Raw genomic sequence first — 14,539 nt, forward strand, 5'->3', positions numbered from 1 at the left:
GCTACGACTCCTTGTGGGAGAGGGCGCGAACGGTGCGGGAGGGGCTCGGTCGCCCCAGTTGTCCGGCCAGCCAGACGCTGGTGGCGGTGAGCCGGCCGAGGTCGACCCCGGTTTCGATGCCGAGGCCGTTGAGCATCCACACGAGGTCCTCGGTGGCGAGATTTCCGGTCGCGCTCTTCGCGTACGGGCAGCCGCCGAGGCCGCCCGCGGAGGCGTCCACGGTGGTCACACCGTGCTGCAGCGCGGCGAAAGTGTTGGAGAGGGCCTGCCCGTACGTGTCGTGGAAGTGCACGCCGATCGCGGAGGTGGGCACGCCCTCCTCGTTGAGCTCGGCGAGCAGGCTCTGCACATGGCCGGGCGTGGCCACGCCGATGGTGTCGCCCAGGCTCAGCTCGTCGCAGCCGAGGTCCATGAGCCGCTTGGCGACCTGGACGACCTGATGGACGGGGACGGGCCCCTCCCACGGGTCGCCGAAGCACATCGAGAGATAGCCGCGCACGTGGATCTTGTCGGCGCGGGCCTTGGCGACGACCGGCGCGAACATGGAGAGCGACTCGTCGATCGTGCGGTTGAGGTTGCGCTTCGCGAAGGTCTCGGTCGCGCTTCCGAACACGGCGATACGGCGCGCGCCGAGTGCCATGGCGCGGTCGAGCCCGCGGGCGTTCGGCACGAGGACGGGCAGGCCGACGCCCCTGATGTCGCCGAGGAGGGGGAACAACTGCTCGGCGTCGGCCAGTTGGGGCACCCAGTCGGGGTGCACAAAGCTGGTCGCCTCGACGGTGGTCAGTCCGGCGTCGGCCAGGCGGTGGATGAACTCCGCCTTGATCTCGGTCGGTACGACCGTCTTCTCGTTCTGCAAACCGTCGCGCGGGCCCACTTCGTGGATGCGCACCCGGGGCGGCAGGTCCTGCGCCGGGAACCCCATCGGCAGTCGGCCGGTCATCGCTCGTCCTCCTCGTGCGGGGTGACCACGGCCAGCACCTGGTCCATGGCGACGGTGGAGCCCGCGGTCACATCGAGCTCGGTGACGGTGCCGGCGTGCGGGGCGGAGATGACGTGCTCCATCTTCATCGCCTCGACGACCAGCAGACTCTGGCCGGCGGCGACCTCGTCCCCGACGGCGACCTTGACGACCGTGACGGTCCCGGGCATGGGCGCGGCCAGCGTGTCGGCCCCGGCACGCGCGGCGCCGGTGAGGGAGGCGGCGACGGGGTCGTGGTCCTGGACGTGCCAGGAGTCACCGTCCCTGCCGAGCCAGTCGCCGGCCCGCCAGAAGGTGTGGACCACGCCGTCGAGGGTGACAGAGACCCGGTCGGCCTCGACACGGTGGCTGCTGCGATCCCGTACCTCATAGGCCACCGCGTCGAGTCCCGGCACACGGAACCAGTGCGTTACAGGGGCAGGCCGGCCGCCCATGCGCCAGCCGCTCGGCACGGAGAAGGGGTCGGTCCAGCCCGCGCCCCGCTGCGGGGTCAGCTCGGCGAGCCGTCCCGCGGCCGCGGCTTCGTACACCTCGTCCGGGATCCCGGACGGCACGAGTCCGTCCGCCTCGCGCTCCACCAGGCCCGTGTCCAGGTCGCCCGAGACGACCGACGGGTGGGCCACCAGACGGCGCAGGAACCCCGCGTTGGTCGGGACGCCGAGGGTGACCGTCTCGGCGAGGGCCGCGCGCAGGCGGCGCAGGGCCGTCGCGCGGTCCGGGCCGTGGGCGATGACCTTCGACAGCATCGGGTCGTACAGGCTGCCGACCTCCGTGCCCTCGCTGAGGCCGGAGTCGGTGCGCACGCCGTCGCCCTGCGGTTCGCGCAGGGCGAGCACCGTGCCGCCCGAGGGCAGGAAGCCGCGGGCAGGGTCCTCCGCGCAGATACGGGCCTCGATCGCATGGCCGGTGAGGCTGATGTCCCGCTGGGCGAACGGCAGTTGCTCGCCCGCCGCGACCCGCAGCTGCCACTCCACCAGGTCGAGGCCGCCCCTTCCCGTGATCGACACAGCCAGCTCCGTCACCGGGTGCTCGACCTGGAGGCGGGTGTTCATCTCCATGAAGAAGTACGAGGAGGGGTCGTTGCCCGGGACGATGAACTCCACCGTGCCCGCGCCCCGGTAGCCGCACGAACGCGCCGCCTGCACGGCCGCCTCGCCCATCGCGGCACGGGTTTCCGGATCGAGCAGGACGCTCGGCGCCTCCTCGATGATCTTCTGGTGGCGGCGCTGGAGCGAGCACTCGCGCTCGCCGAGGTGGACCACATTGCCGTGGCCGTCCGCCAGCACCTGGATCTCGATGTGCCGGGGGCGGTCGATCCACCGCTCCACAAGGAGGGTGTCGTCGCCGAACGAGGCACGCGCCTCCCGGCGGGCCGCCGCGATCTCCTCCAGGAGCACCGACTCGACCCGGGTCAGGCGCATGCCCTTGCCGCCGCCGCCCGCCGAGGGCTTCAGCAGCACCGGCATGCCGATCTCCCGGGCAGCGGCGGCCAGTTGGTCGTCCGTCAGGCCGGAGCCGGACGAGCCAGGCACCACCGGCACGCCCGCCGCCTGCACGGTTTCTTTTGCGCGGATCTTGTCGCCCATCAGCGAGATCGCCGAGGCGGGCGGCCCGATGAAGACCAGGCCCGCGTCGGCGCAGGCCTGCGCGAAGCCGGCGTTCTCCGCGAGGAAGCCGTAGCCGGGGTGGACGGCCTCGGCGCCGGTACGGGCCGCGGCCTCCAGCAGGCGCTCCACGCTGAGATAGCTCTCGGCCGCGGGTGCGGGGCCGATACGGACCGCCGTGTCCGCCTCCCGTACATGCCTCGCGTCCGCGTCCGCGTCGCTGAAGACGGCGACCGAGCGGACGCCCAAGGCGCGCAGCGTACGAATGACCCGGACCGCGATCTCGCCCCGGTTGGCGACAAGAACTGTGCTGAACATCGTCATGGTCCGTCTCACATCCGGAAGACGCCGAAGGCGGGGTCGGTCAGCGGGGCATTGGCGCAGGCCGTGAGCGCGAGGCCCAGCACCTGCCGGGTCTCCAGGGGGTCGATCACGCCGTCGTCCCACAGCCTGGCCGTCGCGTAATAAGCATTGCCCTGTTGTTCGTACTGCGCTCGGATCGGCTCCTTGAAGGCCTGTTCCTCGGCGGCCGGCCACTGCTCGCCGCGGCCTTCCAGCTGGTCCCGCTTCACCGTGGCCAGCACCGACGCCGCCTGCTCGCCGCCCATCACGGAGATCTTGGCGTTGGGCCACATCCACAGGAAGCGCGGGGAGTACGCCCGGCCGCACATCGAGTAGTTCCCTGCGCCGTACGAGCCGCCGACTACGACCGTCAGCTTCGGCACGCGGGTGCAGGCCACCGCCGTGACCATCTTCGCGCCGTGCTTGGCGATGCCGCCCGCCTCGTAGTCCCGGCCGACCATGAAGCCCGAGATGTTCTGAAGGAAGAGCAGGGGAATGCCGCGCTGGTCGCACAGCTCGATGAAGTGCGCGCCCTTCTGGGCGGACTCGGAGAACAGGATGCCGTTGTTGGCGACGATGCCGACCGGGTGGCCGTGGATCCGGGCGAAGCCGGTGATCAGCGTCGTGCCGAACTCCGACTTGAACTCCGCGAACCGGGAGCCGTCCACGATCCGGGCGATCACTTCGCGTACGTCGTAGGGGGTGCGGGAGTCCACCGGCACCGCGCCGTACAGCCCGGCGGGGTCCACCTTCGGCTCCTCGGCCGGTTCGACCGACCAGGGGAGCGGGCCGCGCTCGGGGAGCGTCGCCACGATGTTCCGTACGATCCGCAGCGCGTGTGCGTCGTCCTCTGCGAGATGGTCGGTGACGCCGGAGATCCGGGAGTGGACCTCGCCGCCGCCCAGCTCCTCCGCCGTGACCACCTCGCCGGTCGCGGCCTTCACCAGGGGCGGGCCGCCGAGGAAGATCGTGCCCTGGTTGCGCACGATCACAGCCTCGTCGCTCATCGCCGGGACGTATGCCCCGCCGGCCGTGCAGGAGCCGAGGACCGCCGCAATCTGCGGGATGCCGGCGCCGGACATCCGGGCCTGGTTGTAGAAGATCCGCCCGAAGTGCTCGCGGTCGGGGAAGACCTCGTCCTGCATGGGCAGGAAGGCGCCGCCCGAGTCCACCAGATACACACAGGGCAGGCGGTTCTCCAGCGCCACCTCCTGGGCGCGCAGGTGCTTCTTGACCGTCATCGGGTAGTACGTGCCGCCCTTGACGGTGGCGTCATTGGCGACGACGACCACCTCACGGCCGCTGACCCGGCCGATACCGGCGATCACTCCGGCGGCCGGGGCCTGGCCGTCGTACATCCCCTCCGCGGCTAGCGGGGCGAGCTCCAGGAAGGGCGAGCCCGGGTCGAGGAGGGTGTCCACGCGGTCGCGCGGCAGCAGCTTCCCGCGGGCGGTGTGGCGGGCCCGGGCCTTTTCGCCGCCGCCGAGGCGGGCCGCGGCCAGCTTGGCGCGCAGGGCGTCGGCCAGCTCCTGGTGCGCCGCCTCGTTGGCCTGCCAGGCCGGGGAGGCGGGGTCCGCCGCGCTCGCCAGCACGGGTGCCTGCTGCATCGTCGTGAGCCCCCTTGCCGTACGCCTTCGTACGAGAAAAGTTAATGAGCGTTAACGCGTTTCCATCAGGTTAACGACCGCTAACAGTGTTGTCTAGAATCAATGTCATGACCACCAGGACGGATGCCCCCACGCGCCGCGAACAGATCCTCAAGGAGGCCGCGCGCCTGTTCGCCGAGCGCGGCTTCCACGGCGTCGGCGTCGACGAGATAGGGGCGGCCGTCGGCATCAGCGGACCCGGCCTGTACCGCCACTTCCCCGGCAAGGACGCGATGCTCGCGGAGCTGCTGGTGGGCATCAGTGAACGCCTGCTCAGCGGCGGCCGGCTCCGCGTCGAGGAGGCGGCCGCCGACCCCGAGTTGCTGCTCGCCTCGCTCATCGACGGGCACATCGACTTCGCGCTCGACGACCGCCCGCTGATCACGCTCCACGACCGCGAGCTGGACCGGCTGCGCGACAGCGACCGCAAGCTGGTGCGGCAGTTGCAGCGGCAGTACGTCGAGCTGTGGGTCACGGCGGTCCGCGAACTCCACCCGGATGTCGCGGAGTCGGAGGCCAGGGCGGCGGTCCACGCGGTGTTCGGCCTGCTCAACTCCACGCCGCACCTGGGCTCGTACGGCGGCGGCCTGCCGGGCCGCGCGGCGACGGAGACGCTGCTGCGGCGCTTGGCACACGGGGCGTTCGCGTCACTGGCGGGCTGAGGACCTGGGGTTCTGCCCAGCTGCCCGCCGCTGCCGTCCAACGTTCGGGACGCAGGGCGCCGCGGGCGTTGCGGACGGCACAATGGGCACATGCCGATACCCAGCCGTGCCGCCCTTGTCGACCACCTCGTCCGCACACGTATCGCCGGAGACGTCGCCACCCCCCGCGACAACAACCTCTCCCACTACCGCAAGCTCGCCAACGGCGACCGTCACTTCTGGCTCGGCCTGGAGCTCGGCGACCGGTGGACCGATGAGCAGGATGTGCTCGCCGTGATGGCCGAGCGGTGCGGTGTCAACGACGATCCCCAGCACCGGGCCGGGCAGGACACCATCGACCCCGAGCTGACCGTCGACGCCCTGGACCGACTGGCCGCCCGGCTGCGCAAGGCCGCCGCCGGGCAGGAGCGGGTGCTGTTCGCGACCGGGCATCCCGGCGGGCTGCTGGATGTCCACAGACAGACCGCCGACGCGCTGCGGGCCGCCGGGTGCGAGATCGTACGGATTCCGGGCGGGCTCACCGCCGACGAGGGAATGGTGGTCCAGTTCGCGGACATCGCGATGCTGGAGCGCGGCGCGACCCTGTGGCACACGCACTCCCCGGCGCCCATGGCCGCGATCCTGGACGCGCTCGAGCGGGAGGGACGCCCGCAGCCCGACCTGGTGGTGGCGGACCACGGCTGGGCCGGGTGCGCGGGGCAGCGGGGTCTGGACTCCGTCGGGTACGCGGACTGCAACGACCCCGCGCTCTTCATCGGGGAGGCGGAGGGAACCCTCCAGGTGGTGGTGCCCCTGGACGACCACGTCACGGATCCCCGCTTCTACGACCCGATGGCCGAGTACCTGCTGGACGCGGCGGGGCTGACGTCCCGGGGCTGACGTCCCAGGGCTGACGTCCCAGGGTTTACGGCGGGTGCCGCACACGCCCGCCGCGTGACCGCCCTCAGGCGCGGGGTACGCGAACGACGCCCTCCTGGATGACGGTGATCGCCAGCCGCCCGTCCTGCGTGTAGATCCGCGCCTGGCCCAGACCCCGGCCGCCGGACGCCGACGGTGACTCCTGGTCGTAGAGCAGCCACTCGTCCGCCCTGAAGGGGCGGTGGAACCACATCGCGTGGTCGAGCGAGGCGCCCACCACATCGCCGACCGCCCAGCCGCCGCGGCCGTGCGCGAGCAGCACCGAGTCGAGCAGCGTCATGTCGGAGACGTACGTGGCGAGGCAGACGTGCAGCAGCGAGTCGTCGGCGAGCTTGCCGTTCGCCCGGAACCAGACCTGCGAGCGCGGCTCGCGCGCCTCGCCGACCGTTCCGTACGGCGGGGCGTCGACGTACCGGAGATCGACCGCCGCCCGCGCCTCCAGGAAACGGTCGACCACGCCCGGATCGACGAAGCGGTCCGCGTAGCGCGGCAGCATCTCGGCCGCCGTCGGCAGCGTCTCCGGGTCCGGCGCGGCCGGCATCTCCGCCTGGTGCTCCAGCCCCTCCTCGTACGTCTGGAACGACGCCGAGAGGTGGAAGATCGGCTGCCCGTGCTGCACGGCCACCACCCGGCGGGTGGTGAAGGAGCGGCCGTCGCGGATCCGGTCGACCGTGTAGACGATCGGCGCGCCCGGGTCGCCCATGCGCAGGAAGTACGAGTGCAGGGAGTGGGCCGTGCGGTCGTCGGGCACGGTGCGGCCCGCGGCGACGAGAGCCTGGGCCGCGACCTGCCCGCCGAAGACGCGCGGGACCACCGCGGACCGGGACCGGCCGCGGAAGATGTTCTGCTCGATCTGCTCAAGGTCGAGCAGATCGAGCAGGTCGTCGAGCGCTTGGTTCACGGACGGAACCTACAGGCCCATCGACTTGGCGATGATGGACTTCATGACCTCGCTGGTGCCGCCGTAGATGCGGTTGACACGGTTGTCGGCGTAGAGGCGGGCGATCGGGTACTCGTTCATGTAGCCGTAGCCGCCGTGCAGTTGGAGGCAGCGGTCGATGACGCGGTGCGCGACCTCGGTGCAGAACAGCTTCGCGGACGCGGCCTCCGCGGCGGACAGCTCGCCCGCGTCCAGGGCCTCCAGGGCACGGTCGGCGACCGCCTCGGCGGCGTCCACCTCCGCCTGGCAGGCGGCCAGCTCGAACTTGGTGTTCTGGAAGTGCGCGACCGGCTTGCCGAAGACTGTGCGCTCCTGCACGTACTGCTGGGCGAACCGGACGGCGGCCTTGGCCTGTGCGTACGCGCCGAACGCGATGCCCCAGCGCTCGGAGGGAAGGTTCGCGCCGAGGTAGTAGAAGCCCTTGTTCTCCTCGCCGAGCAGGTCCTCGACCGGGACCTTGACGTCGACGAAGGCCAACTCGGCGGTGTCGGAGGTGCGCAGGCCGAGCTTGTCCAGCTTGCGGCCGACCGAGTAGCCCTCCGACTTGGTGTCCACCGCGAACAGCGAGATGCCGAAGCGGCGGTCGTCCTCGCGCGGGGCGGAGGTGCGGGCGCACACGATCACGCGGTCGGCGTGCACACCGCCGGTGATGAAGGTCTTGGCGCCGTTGAGGACGTAGTGCGTGCCGTCCTCGGAGAGCTTGGCGGTGGTCTTCATGCCCGCGACGTCGGAGCCGGTGCCCGGCTCGGTCATCGCCAGCGCCCACATCTCCTCGCCGCTGACGAACTTCTCGAGGTAGCGCTTCTTCTGCTCGTCGGTGGCAAGCATCTTGATGTACGGCAGGGCGAGCAGCACATGCACGCCGGAGCCGCCGAAGTTGACGCCCGCGCGCGAGGTCTCCTCGTAGAGGACGGCCTCGAACTTGTGTGTGTCCAGGCCCGCGCCGCCGAACTCCTCGGGGACGTTGATGCCGAAGATGCCCAGCTCGCCGAGCTTGTAGTAGAAGTCGCGCGGCGCCTGGCCGGCGGCGAACCACTCGTCGTAGACAGGGGCGACCTCGGCCTCGATGAAGGCGCGTATGGTCTCGCGGAACGCCTCGTGGTCCTCGTTGTACACGGTACGGCGCACGGGGACGCCCCCTTCCCTCTACGGCTGAACCTCCCCCTCGCCCTGGCGGGCTGGGAGGTGCTCCCAGCCGCTCTCGCGGAGGTGGTTCAGCGCCATCGTGGCTGCTCAATTGATGGTGCAACTAAGCGCTTGCTCAGACTAAGTTACCCAACGGTCACCGTGGCTGTCCAGGGCGGGGGACGGTCGTACGCGTCACAGCGAGCGCAGCGCGAACCAGAGCTCCATGCGTACGTCCGCGTCGTCCAAGTCCTCGTCGAGCAGGGTCGCGCAGCGGGCGATGCGCTGGCGGACGGTATTGCGGTGGACCTCCATCGCCGCGGCGGTACGGTCCCAACTGCCGTGCAGCGAGAGCCAGTTGCGCAGAGTGTCGAGCAGGACGGGGGAGTCCGCGATCGGGGCGAGGCGCAGCCGGGCGTGGGCGGCCGCCTCCTCGGGGGCCAGCAGCGCCGCGAGCGAGGTGCCGCGGTGCCTGACCAGGTCGGTACGGGTGGCGGCGGCCCGGTGCACGGCCCTGGCGGCCTGGGTGTCGGCGGCGGCGAGCTCTTCGGGGAGGACGGGGGCGCTCACGCCGAGCACCCAGCCGGGCTGCGGGGTGACCTCGCGGTCGGCCGGCAGCAGGATCCGTACGGTCCCGTCGTCGGCCGGGTCGACGAGCGCGCTGCCGAGCGCGGCGCCGAGCGCGGACGCGGCGAAGGGGGTGCCGCTCCCGCCGCGTGCGTGGACGACGGTCCACCGCTCGGCCCCCAGCAGCGCCGCTGCCTCGGCGGGCCCCGCCCCGAGCAGCAGCCGTACGAGCGCGGCGCTGCGCCCGCTGCTGTCGGCGCCCTGGTGGGGCGCGGTCAGCAGCGAGAGGAGGACGACGGCGACCCCGGCGACGGTGTGGTCGCCGGCCTCGCGCACGGGGGTGGCGAGCCCGAGCACGAGCCCCTGGTGCCCGCCGAGGGCGTAGGCGGCGAGCTGCGCGCCGGGAATGGCGTCACTGGCGGACGCGGGCACGGGCACGGCCTGTCCCGGGTCGTCCCTCGGCGTTCCCGGCAGGGGTTTCACCACCCGCGCCAGGCGGCCCAGCGCCGCCCCCGCGTCCGGGCTCGGCGCGCGGCCCGACGAAGAGAGTTCCATGCCGTCCGGGGCCAGCAGCACCGCCTGGCCGCCCAGGCGGGACGCCAGCTGGTGCAGGACCGCCGGGACCGGGTCAGGGCGGGCCGCCGCCGCCGCGAGGCCCTGCTGGGCCTGGGTCACCCGGCGCAGTTCCCGGTGGCGCGCCTCCGCCATCAGGCGCCACACCGCACGCGCCACCGCCGTGAACGTCGTCTTCGGCGGCACCTCGAGCAGCGGCAGCCCATGCCGGTCGCACGCCTCTATCAGCGCCTGAGGCACCGTGTCGTACACCGGCGCCACCCCGAAGCCCAGCGCCGCCGCCCCCGCCTGCACGATGCGCGAGACGTACATGTCGGGGTCCTTGAGCAGCACCCCCGCGCTCAGCAGCAGCTCGCCGCCGAGCAGATACGGATAGGGGTCCGCCATCTCGGAGGTGTGCACCCAGTGCACCGCCGCGCCCGCCTCCATCGGCCCGGCGATCTGCCGCAGACCGAGTTCCTCGCGGGCGAGCAGCGCGGCGAGAGGGATCGGTGGGGTCGGTGGGGCTGCTGCGATCTCCGGCATGGACAGTCCATCCATAGGCGGTGTCAAGAATGGATGAAACGTACACTTCATCGATGCTTTCCGGCCACCTACCGTCGTCGCACAAGACCTGAGAACCCCGGGGGACGAGACGGAAGGAAGCCGATGGCTGTCGACTATGCAGTAATCGTCGTTTATCTGGCCGGCATGCTCGGCATGGGCTGGTGGGGCATGCGCCGCGCGAAGTCCAAGAGCGAGTTCCTGGTCGCCGGCCGTCGGCTCGGTCCCTGGATGTACTCCGGCACCATGGCCGCCATCGTCCTCGGCGGCGCCTCCACCATCGGCGGCGTGGGCCTCGGCTACAAGTACGGCCTCTCCGGCGCCTGGATGGTCTTCGCCATCGGCCTCGGGCTGCTCGCGCTGAGCATCTTCTTCTCCGCGCGCATCGCCCGCCTCAAGGTCTACACCGTCTCCGAGATGCTCGACCTGCGCTACGGCGGCAAGGCCGGCATCATCACCGGCGTCGTGATGTGGGCGTACACCCTGATGCTCGCGGTCACCTCGACCATCGCGTACGCCACGATCTTCGACGTCCTCTTCGACATGAACCGCACCGTCGCGATCATCCTCGGCGGCTCGATCGTCGTCGCGTACTCCGCGCTCGGCGGCATGTGGTCGATCACCCTCACCGACATGGTGCAGTTCGTCGTCAAGACCGTCGGCGTGCTGCTGCTCCTGCTGCCCATCGCGGTCGTCAAGGCGGGCGGCTTCGCCCAGATGAAGGCCCAGCTGCCGAACGAGTACTTCGCGCCGCTCGGCATCGGCGGCGAGACGATCTTCACGTACGTCCTGATCTACACCTTCGGCATGCTGATCGGTCAGGACATCTGGCAGCGCGTCTTCACCGCCCGCACCGACAAGGTCGCCCGCTGGGGCGGCACCGTCGCCGGCACCTACTGTCTCGCCTACGCCCTGGCCGGCGCGGTCATCGGCACCGCGGCCAAGGTGCTCTACCCCAAGCTGGGCAACGCGGACGACGCCTTCGCCACCATCGTGAAGGACGAACTCCCCATGGGCGTACGCGGACTGGTGCTCGCCGCCGCGCTCGCCGCGGTGATGTCCACCTCCTCCGGCGCGCTCATCGCCTGCGCCACCGTCGCCAACAACGACATCTGGTCGCGGCTGCGCGGCGCGGTCTCGGGCGGCGACGATCCGCATGACGAGGTCAAGGGCAACCGCGCCTTCATCCTCATCATGGGCGTCGCCGTCATCTGCATCGCCATCGCTCTGAACAACGTCATCGAGGCGCTGACCGTCGCGTACAACCTGCTCGTCGCCGGTCTGCTGGTGCCCATCCTCGGCGGTCTGCTGTGGAAGCGCGGCACGGTCTACGGAGCGCTCGCCGGAGTCGTCGTCGGCGGCGGGGCCGTGATTGCCTTGATGGCGAAGTACTCGATCCTCGCGACCGAGCCCATCTACTACGGCCTGCTGGCCTCGTTCGCCGCGTACGTGATCGTCAGCCTGTGCACCCGGCCGACGGACGAGGCGATCCTGGCGAACTGGCGCGAGCGGCTGGCCGGCCTCCCGGGCGCCGAGGCTGAGGCCCCGGCCGAGCCCGCCGCTGTCCCCAGCTAGCGCCCACAGCTAGAGTCAAACCGCAACGAAGCGTAGGAAAGAAGGCAATTCACATGAGCAGCACCGAGCAACCGCGCGGCCCGATCGACTCGTCCCGTATCCCGCGGTACGCCGGACCCGCCACGTTCGCCCGGCTGCCCCGGCTCGACGAGGTCGGCCGCGCCGATGTCGCCGTGGTCGGCGTTCCCTTCGACTCCGGGGTCTCCTACCGGCCAGGCGCGCGCTTCGGCGGTAACGCGATCCGCGAGGCGTCGAGGCTCCTGCGCCCGTACAACCCGGCGCAGGACGCCTCGCCCTTCGCTCTCGCGCAGGTCGCGGACGCGGGTGACATCTCCGCGAACCCGTTCAACATCAACGAGGCCGTCGAGACGATCGAGGCCGCGGCCGACGACCTGCTGGGCACCGGCGCGCGGCTGATGACGCTCGGCGGCGACCACACCATCGCGCTGCCGCTGCTGCGCTCGGTCGCCAAGAAGCACGGCCCGGTCGCCCTGCTCCACTTCGACGCGCACCTGGACACCTGGGACACGTACTTCGGCGCGGAGTACACCCACGGCACGCCGTTCCGCCGGGCCGTCGAGGAGGGCATCCTCGACACCGAGGCGCTCTCGCACGTCGGTATCCGCGGTCCCCTGTACGGCAAGCAGGACCTGACCGACGACGAGAAGATGGGCTTCGGCATCGTCACCTCCTCCGACGTCTACCGCCGGGGCGCCGACGAGGTCGCCGACCAGCTGCGTCAGCGCATCGGTGACCGCCCGCTCTACATCTCCATCGACATCGACTGCCTCGACCCCGCCCACGCCCCGGGCACCGGCACCCCCGAGGCGGGGGGCATGACCTCCCGCGAGCTGCTGGAGATCCTGCGCGGTCTGGCCTCCTGCAACCTCGTGTCGGCGGACGTCGTCGAGGTCGCGCCCGCGTACGACCATGCCGAGATCACCTCGGTCGCGGCGTCCCACACGGCGTACGAGCTGACCACGATCATGTCCCGCCAGATCGCGGAGACCCGATGACCCACGATCACGACCTGGTCCTGCGGCCGACCGAGGCGCAGACCGAGGCCGCGCTGAACCCACCGCCCGGCCGCAACGGGGGCGACCTCGTGGTCGAGACGCTCCAGGGCCTGGGCGCGACGACGGTCTTCGGTCTGCCCGGCCAGCACGCGCTGGGCATGTTCGACGCGCTGCGCCGCTCCTCGCTCTCGTACGTCGGACTGCGCGTCGAGAACAACGCGGGCTTCGCCGCCGACGCGTACGGCCGTCTGACGGGTGAAGTAGCCCCGCTGCTGCTCTCCACCGGCCCGGGTGCGCTGATGTCGCTGGCCGCGCTCCAGGAGTCGGCGGCGGCGAGCGCGCCCGTGCTGGCGATCGGCAGTCAGGTGCCGACGGCCGGTCTTGGCGGCGGCCGTCACGGCTATCTTCACGAACTGCGCGACCAGCAGGCCTCGTTCCGCGACATCGTGAAGTCCGTGCACATCGTGCGTACGGCTTCGCAGATCCCTTCGGCGATCGCAGCCGCGTGGGAGTCGGCGCTGACGGCTCCGCACGGCCCGGTGTGGGTGGAGATCCCCCAGGACGTTCTTCTGGCGAAGACGACGCTGCCGGTCGTCACGGCGATGGACGCGACCCCGGACGAGGTCGTGCCGCGCCCGGAACTGACCGCGGTGGCGGCCGACTTGCTGTCCCGCGCCTCGCGTCCGGCGATCATCGCGGGCGGCGGAGTCGTACGCTCCGACGCGTCCGGCAAGCTGCTCGCCCTCGCGGAGAAGCTGGACGCCCCGGTCGTCACGACCTTCGGCGGCAAGGGCGCCTTCCCCTGGGAGCACCCGCTGTCACTCCAGTCCTGGCTGGAGGACCGCCACACCACGGACTTCCTCGAGTCTGCGGACGTCCTGCTCGTGGTCGGCTCCGGCCTGGGCGAACTCTCCTCGAACTACCACACGTTCGCGCCGCGCGGCCGGGTCATCCAGATCGAGGCTGACGCGGGCAAGCTGGAGTCCAACCACCCGGGCCTCGGCATCCACGCGGACGCGCGCCTCGCGCTGTCCGCGCTGCTGGAGACGGTGGAGGAGCGCGAGGACCGGGCGGCGGAGGAGCGTGTCCGTACGGTCCTGACGCAGGTCCGCGAACGACTCGCGTCCCAGGACCTTCCCCTGGAACAGCAGGTGCTGGCGTCCGTACGCGAGGCCCTGCCGGACAGCTCGCCCAGCTTCTGGGACATGACGATCCTGGCCTACTGGGCCTGGTCCGCCTTCGACGCCCGCCACCCGAACACGATGCACTCGGCCCAGGGCGCGGGCGGCCTCGGCTACGGCTACCCGGCGGCGCTGGGCGCCGCGGCGGCCGACCGCTCCCGCCCGGTCCTCGCGGTCTCCGGCGACGGCGGCGCGATGTACTCGATCGCGGAACTGGCCACGGCGCGCCAGTACGACCTCCCGGTCACCTGGCTGATCGTGGACGACGGCGGCTACGGCATCCTGCGCGAGTACATGAAGGACGCCTTCGGCGAGCCGACGGCGACGGAACTGTCCCGCCCGGACTTCGTGGCGCTGGCGGAGTCCTTCGGCGTGCCCGCGGTGCGTACGACCCCGGAGTCCCTGACGGAAGACCTGGGCAAGGCGCTCACGGAGCCGGGCCCGTCGGTGGTCGTGCTCCCCGCGGTCCTGCGGATGTTCGCCCCGACGCACGCCTGAGCCGTCCCTCTGATCCCTGGCCCCGCTGCCCCATCCCCCGAGGCAGCGGGGCCAGGTTATGTCTGAACGGCCGGGGAACGTGGACAGTTACGAGGACATGGGGGACGCGGCTTGAGCGAGCTCGTGCCCGGGGGCGCGATCGAGTAGCCCTACCCGCCCAACACTCGCGTCCCAGCGTGCCGCGCTCGCCTACGCCGACGACCACCTCGGGCGCCTGATCGCCGCTCTGACCGCGAAGCAACGCTGGCTGATCATCATGTGCGCCGACCATGGCGACGCTTTCGGCGACGACGGATTCCACGGCCGTGGCATCGCTCACCCCGTCGTCATGAACGTGCCGTTCGCGGCGATGGTGCGCTAATGACCG

11 protein-coding genes and 1 pseudogene are annotated in these 14,539 nt (G+C 71.3%); 6 read left to right on the plus strand and 6 right to left on the minus strand.

The genetic code is table 11. The features are described 5' to 3' along the window. Position 1: 1 nt before the first annotated feature. From QFZ67_RS25195 to QFZ67_RS25205, 3 genes are read right to left on the minus strand one after another with little or no spacing between them, the layout of a single operon-like run. A complete protein-coding gene (locus QFZ67_RS25195; RefSeq protein ID WP_307663349.1) occupies positions 2 to 943 on the minus strand; it encodes a hydroxymethylglutaryl-CoA lyase in 942 nt (313 codons plus the stop codon). After that, positions 940 to 2,904, minus strand: coding sequence for a biotin carboxylase N-terminal domain-containing protein (locus QFZ67_RS25200; protein ID WP_307663350.1), 1,965 nt, complete (start codon positions 2,902 to 2,904; stop codon positions 940 to 942). The genes QFZ67_RS25195 and QFZ67_RS25200 overlap by 4 nt, the downstream gene beginning before the upstream one ends. Positions 2,905 to 2,918: 14 nt before the next feature. Continuing rightward, on the minus strand, positions 2,919 to 4,535 hold the full coding sequence (locus tag QFZ67_RS25205) for a carboxyl transferase domain-containing protein (protein ID WP_307663351.1): 1,617 nt from the start codon (positions 4,533 to 4,535) through the stop codon (positions 2,919 to 2,921). Positions 4,536 to 4,642: 107 nt separating this feature from the next. Between QFZ67_RS25205 and QFZ67_RS25210 the strand changes: the two genes are divergently transcribed. Together QFZ67_RS25210 and QFZ67_RS25215 are read left to right on the plus strand one after the other, a co-directional pair. Further along, positions 4,643 to 5,236: a TetR/AcrR family transcriptional regulator gene (locus QFZ67_RS25210; RefSeq protein WP_307663352.1), complete on the plus strand. Its 594-nt coding sequence runs from the start codon at positions 4,643 to 4,645 to the stop codon at positions 5,234 to 5,236. Positions 5,237 to 5,326: 90 nt separating this feature from the next. Further along, positions 5,327 to 6,115 (plus strand): phosphatase, encoded by a 789-nt coding sequence (locus QFZ67_RS25215; RefSeq protein ID WP_307663353.1) that lies wholly within the window; start codon positions 5,327 to 5,329, stop codon positions 6,113 to 6,115. A 64-nt stretch (positions 6,116 to 6,179) separates the two neighbouring features. Here the strand turns inward: QFZ67_RS25215 and tesB are convergent, their stop codons facing one another. From tesB to QFZ67_RS25230, 3 genes are all read right to left on the minus strand, one after another. Beyond that, the gene (gene tesB / locus QFZ67_RS25220) at positions 6,180 to 7,055 is read right to left on the minus strand and encodes an acyl-CoA thioesterase II (protein WP_307663354.1); all 876 of its coding nucleotides are present in this window, start codon (positions 7,053 to 7,055) and stop codon (positions 6,180 to 6,182) included. A 9-nt stretch (positions 7,056 to 7,064) separates the two neighbouring features. After that, a complete protein-coding gene (locus QFZ67_RS25225) occupies positions 7,065 to 8,222 on the minus strand; it encodes an acyl-CoA dehydrogenase family protein (protein ID WP_307663355.1) in 1,158 nt (385 codons plus the stop codon). Positions 8,223 to 8,414: 192 nt separating this feature from the next. Beyond that, the gene (locus tag QFZ67_RS25230; protein ID WP_307663356.1) at positions 8,415 to 9,884 is read right to left on the minus strand and encodes a PucR family transcriptional regulator; all 1,470 of its coding nucleotides are present in this window, start codon (positions 9,882 to 9,884) and stop codon (positions 8,415 to 8,417) included. Between the two features lie 123 nt (positions 9,885 to 10,007). Between QFZ67_RS25230 and QFZ67_RS25235 the strand changes: the two genes are divergently transcribed. From QFZ67_RS25235 to QFZ67_RS39150, 4 genes and pseudogenes are all read left to right on the plus strand, one after another. Then, positions 10,008 to 11,477 carry a sodium:solute symporter gene (locus QFZ67_RS25235; protein ID WP_307663357.1) on the plus strand — a complete coding sequence of 490 codons (1,470 nt, stop codon included), beginning with the start codon at positions 10,008 to 10,010 and terminating at the stop codon, positions 11,475 to 11,477. Positions 11,478 to 11,530: 53 nt separating this feature from the next. Next, complete coding sequence (speB, locus tag QFZ67_RS25240) at positions 11,531 to 12,493, plus strand: agmatinase (RefSeq protein WP_307663358.1); 963 nt, start codon at positions 11,531 to 11,533, stop codon at positions 12,491 to 12,493. Continuing rightward, positions 12,490 to 14,172, plus strand: coding sequence for a thiamine pyrophosphate-binding protein (locus QFZ67_RS25245; RefSeq protein WP_307663359.1), 1,683 nt, complete (start codon positions 12,490 to 12,492; stop codon positions 14,170 to 14,172). The genes speB and QFZ67_RS25245 overlap by 4 nt, the downstream gene beginning before the upstream one ends. A gap of 169 nt (positions 14,173 to 14,341) precedes the next feature. Further along, positions 14,342 to 14,533 (plus strand): annotated as a pseudogene (locus QFZ67_RS39150) (sulfatase-like hydrolase/transferase); the annotation flags it as partial. Positions 14,534 to 14,539: the final 6 nt, after the last annotated feature.

Origin of the sequence: Streptomyces sp. V1I1, assembly GCF_030817355.1 — a bacterium.
Classification (GTDB): Bacteria; Actinomycetota; Actinomycetes; order Streptomycetales; family Streptomycetaceae; genus Streptomyces.

Excerpts from the sequence above, each read along its gene's own strand:
- QFZ67_RS25195 (WP_307663349.1), bottom strand. The coding sequence starts at position 943 with ATGACCGGCCGACTGCCGATGGGGTTCCCGGCGCAGGACCTGCCGCCC.
- QFZ67_RS25200 (WP_307663350.1), bottom strand. The coding sequence starts at position 2,904 with ATGTTCAGCACAGTTCTTGTCGCCAACCGGGGCGAGATCGCGGTCCGG.
- QFZ67_RS25205 (WP_307663351.1), bottom strand. The coding sequence starts at position 4,535 with ATGCAGCAGGCACCCGTGCTGGCGAGCGCGGCGGACCCCGCCTCCCCG.
- QFZ67_RS25210 (WP_307663352.1), top strand. The coding sequence starts at position 4,643 with ATGACCACCAGGACGGATGCCCCCACGCGCCGCGAACAGATCCTCAAG.
- QFZ67_RS25215 (WP_307663353.1), top strand. The coding sequence starts at position 5,327 with ATGCCGATACCCAGCCGTGCCGCCCTTGTCGACCACCTCGTCCGCACA.
- QFZ67_RS25230 (WP_307663356.1), bottom strand. The coding sequence starts at position 9,884 with ATGCCGGAGATCGCAGCAGCCCCACCGACCCCACCGATCCCTCTCGCC.
- QFZ67_RS25235 (WP_307663357.1), top strand. The coding sequence starts at position 10,008 with ATGGCTGTCGACTATGCAGTAATCGTCGTTTATCTGGCCGGCATGCTC.
- speB (WP_307663358.1), top strand. The coding sequence starts at position 11,531 with ATGAGCAGCACCGAGCAACCGCGCGGCCCGATCGACTCGTCCCGTATC.
- QFZ67_RS25245 (WP_307663359.1), top strand. The coding sequence starts at position 12,490 with ATGACCCACGATCACGACCTGGTCCTGCGGCCGACCGAGGCGCAGACC.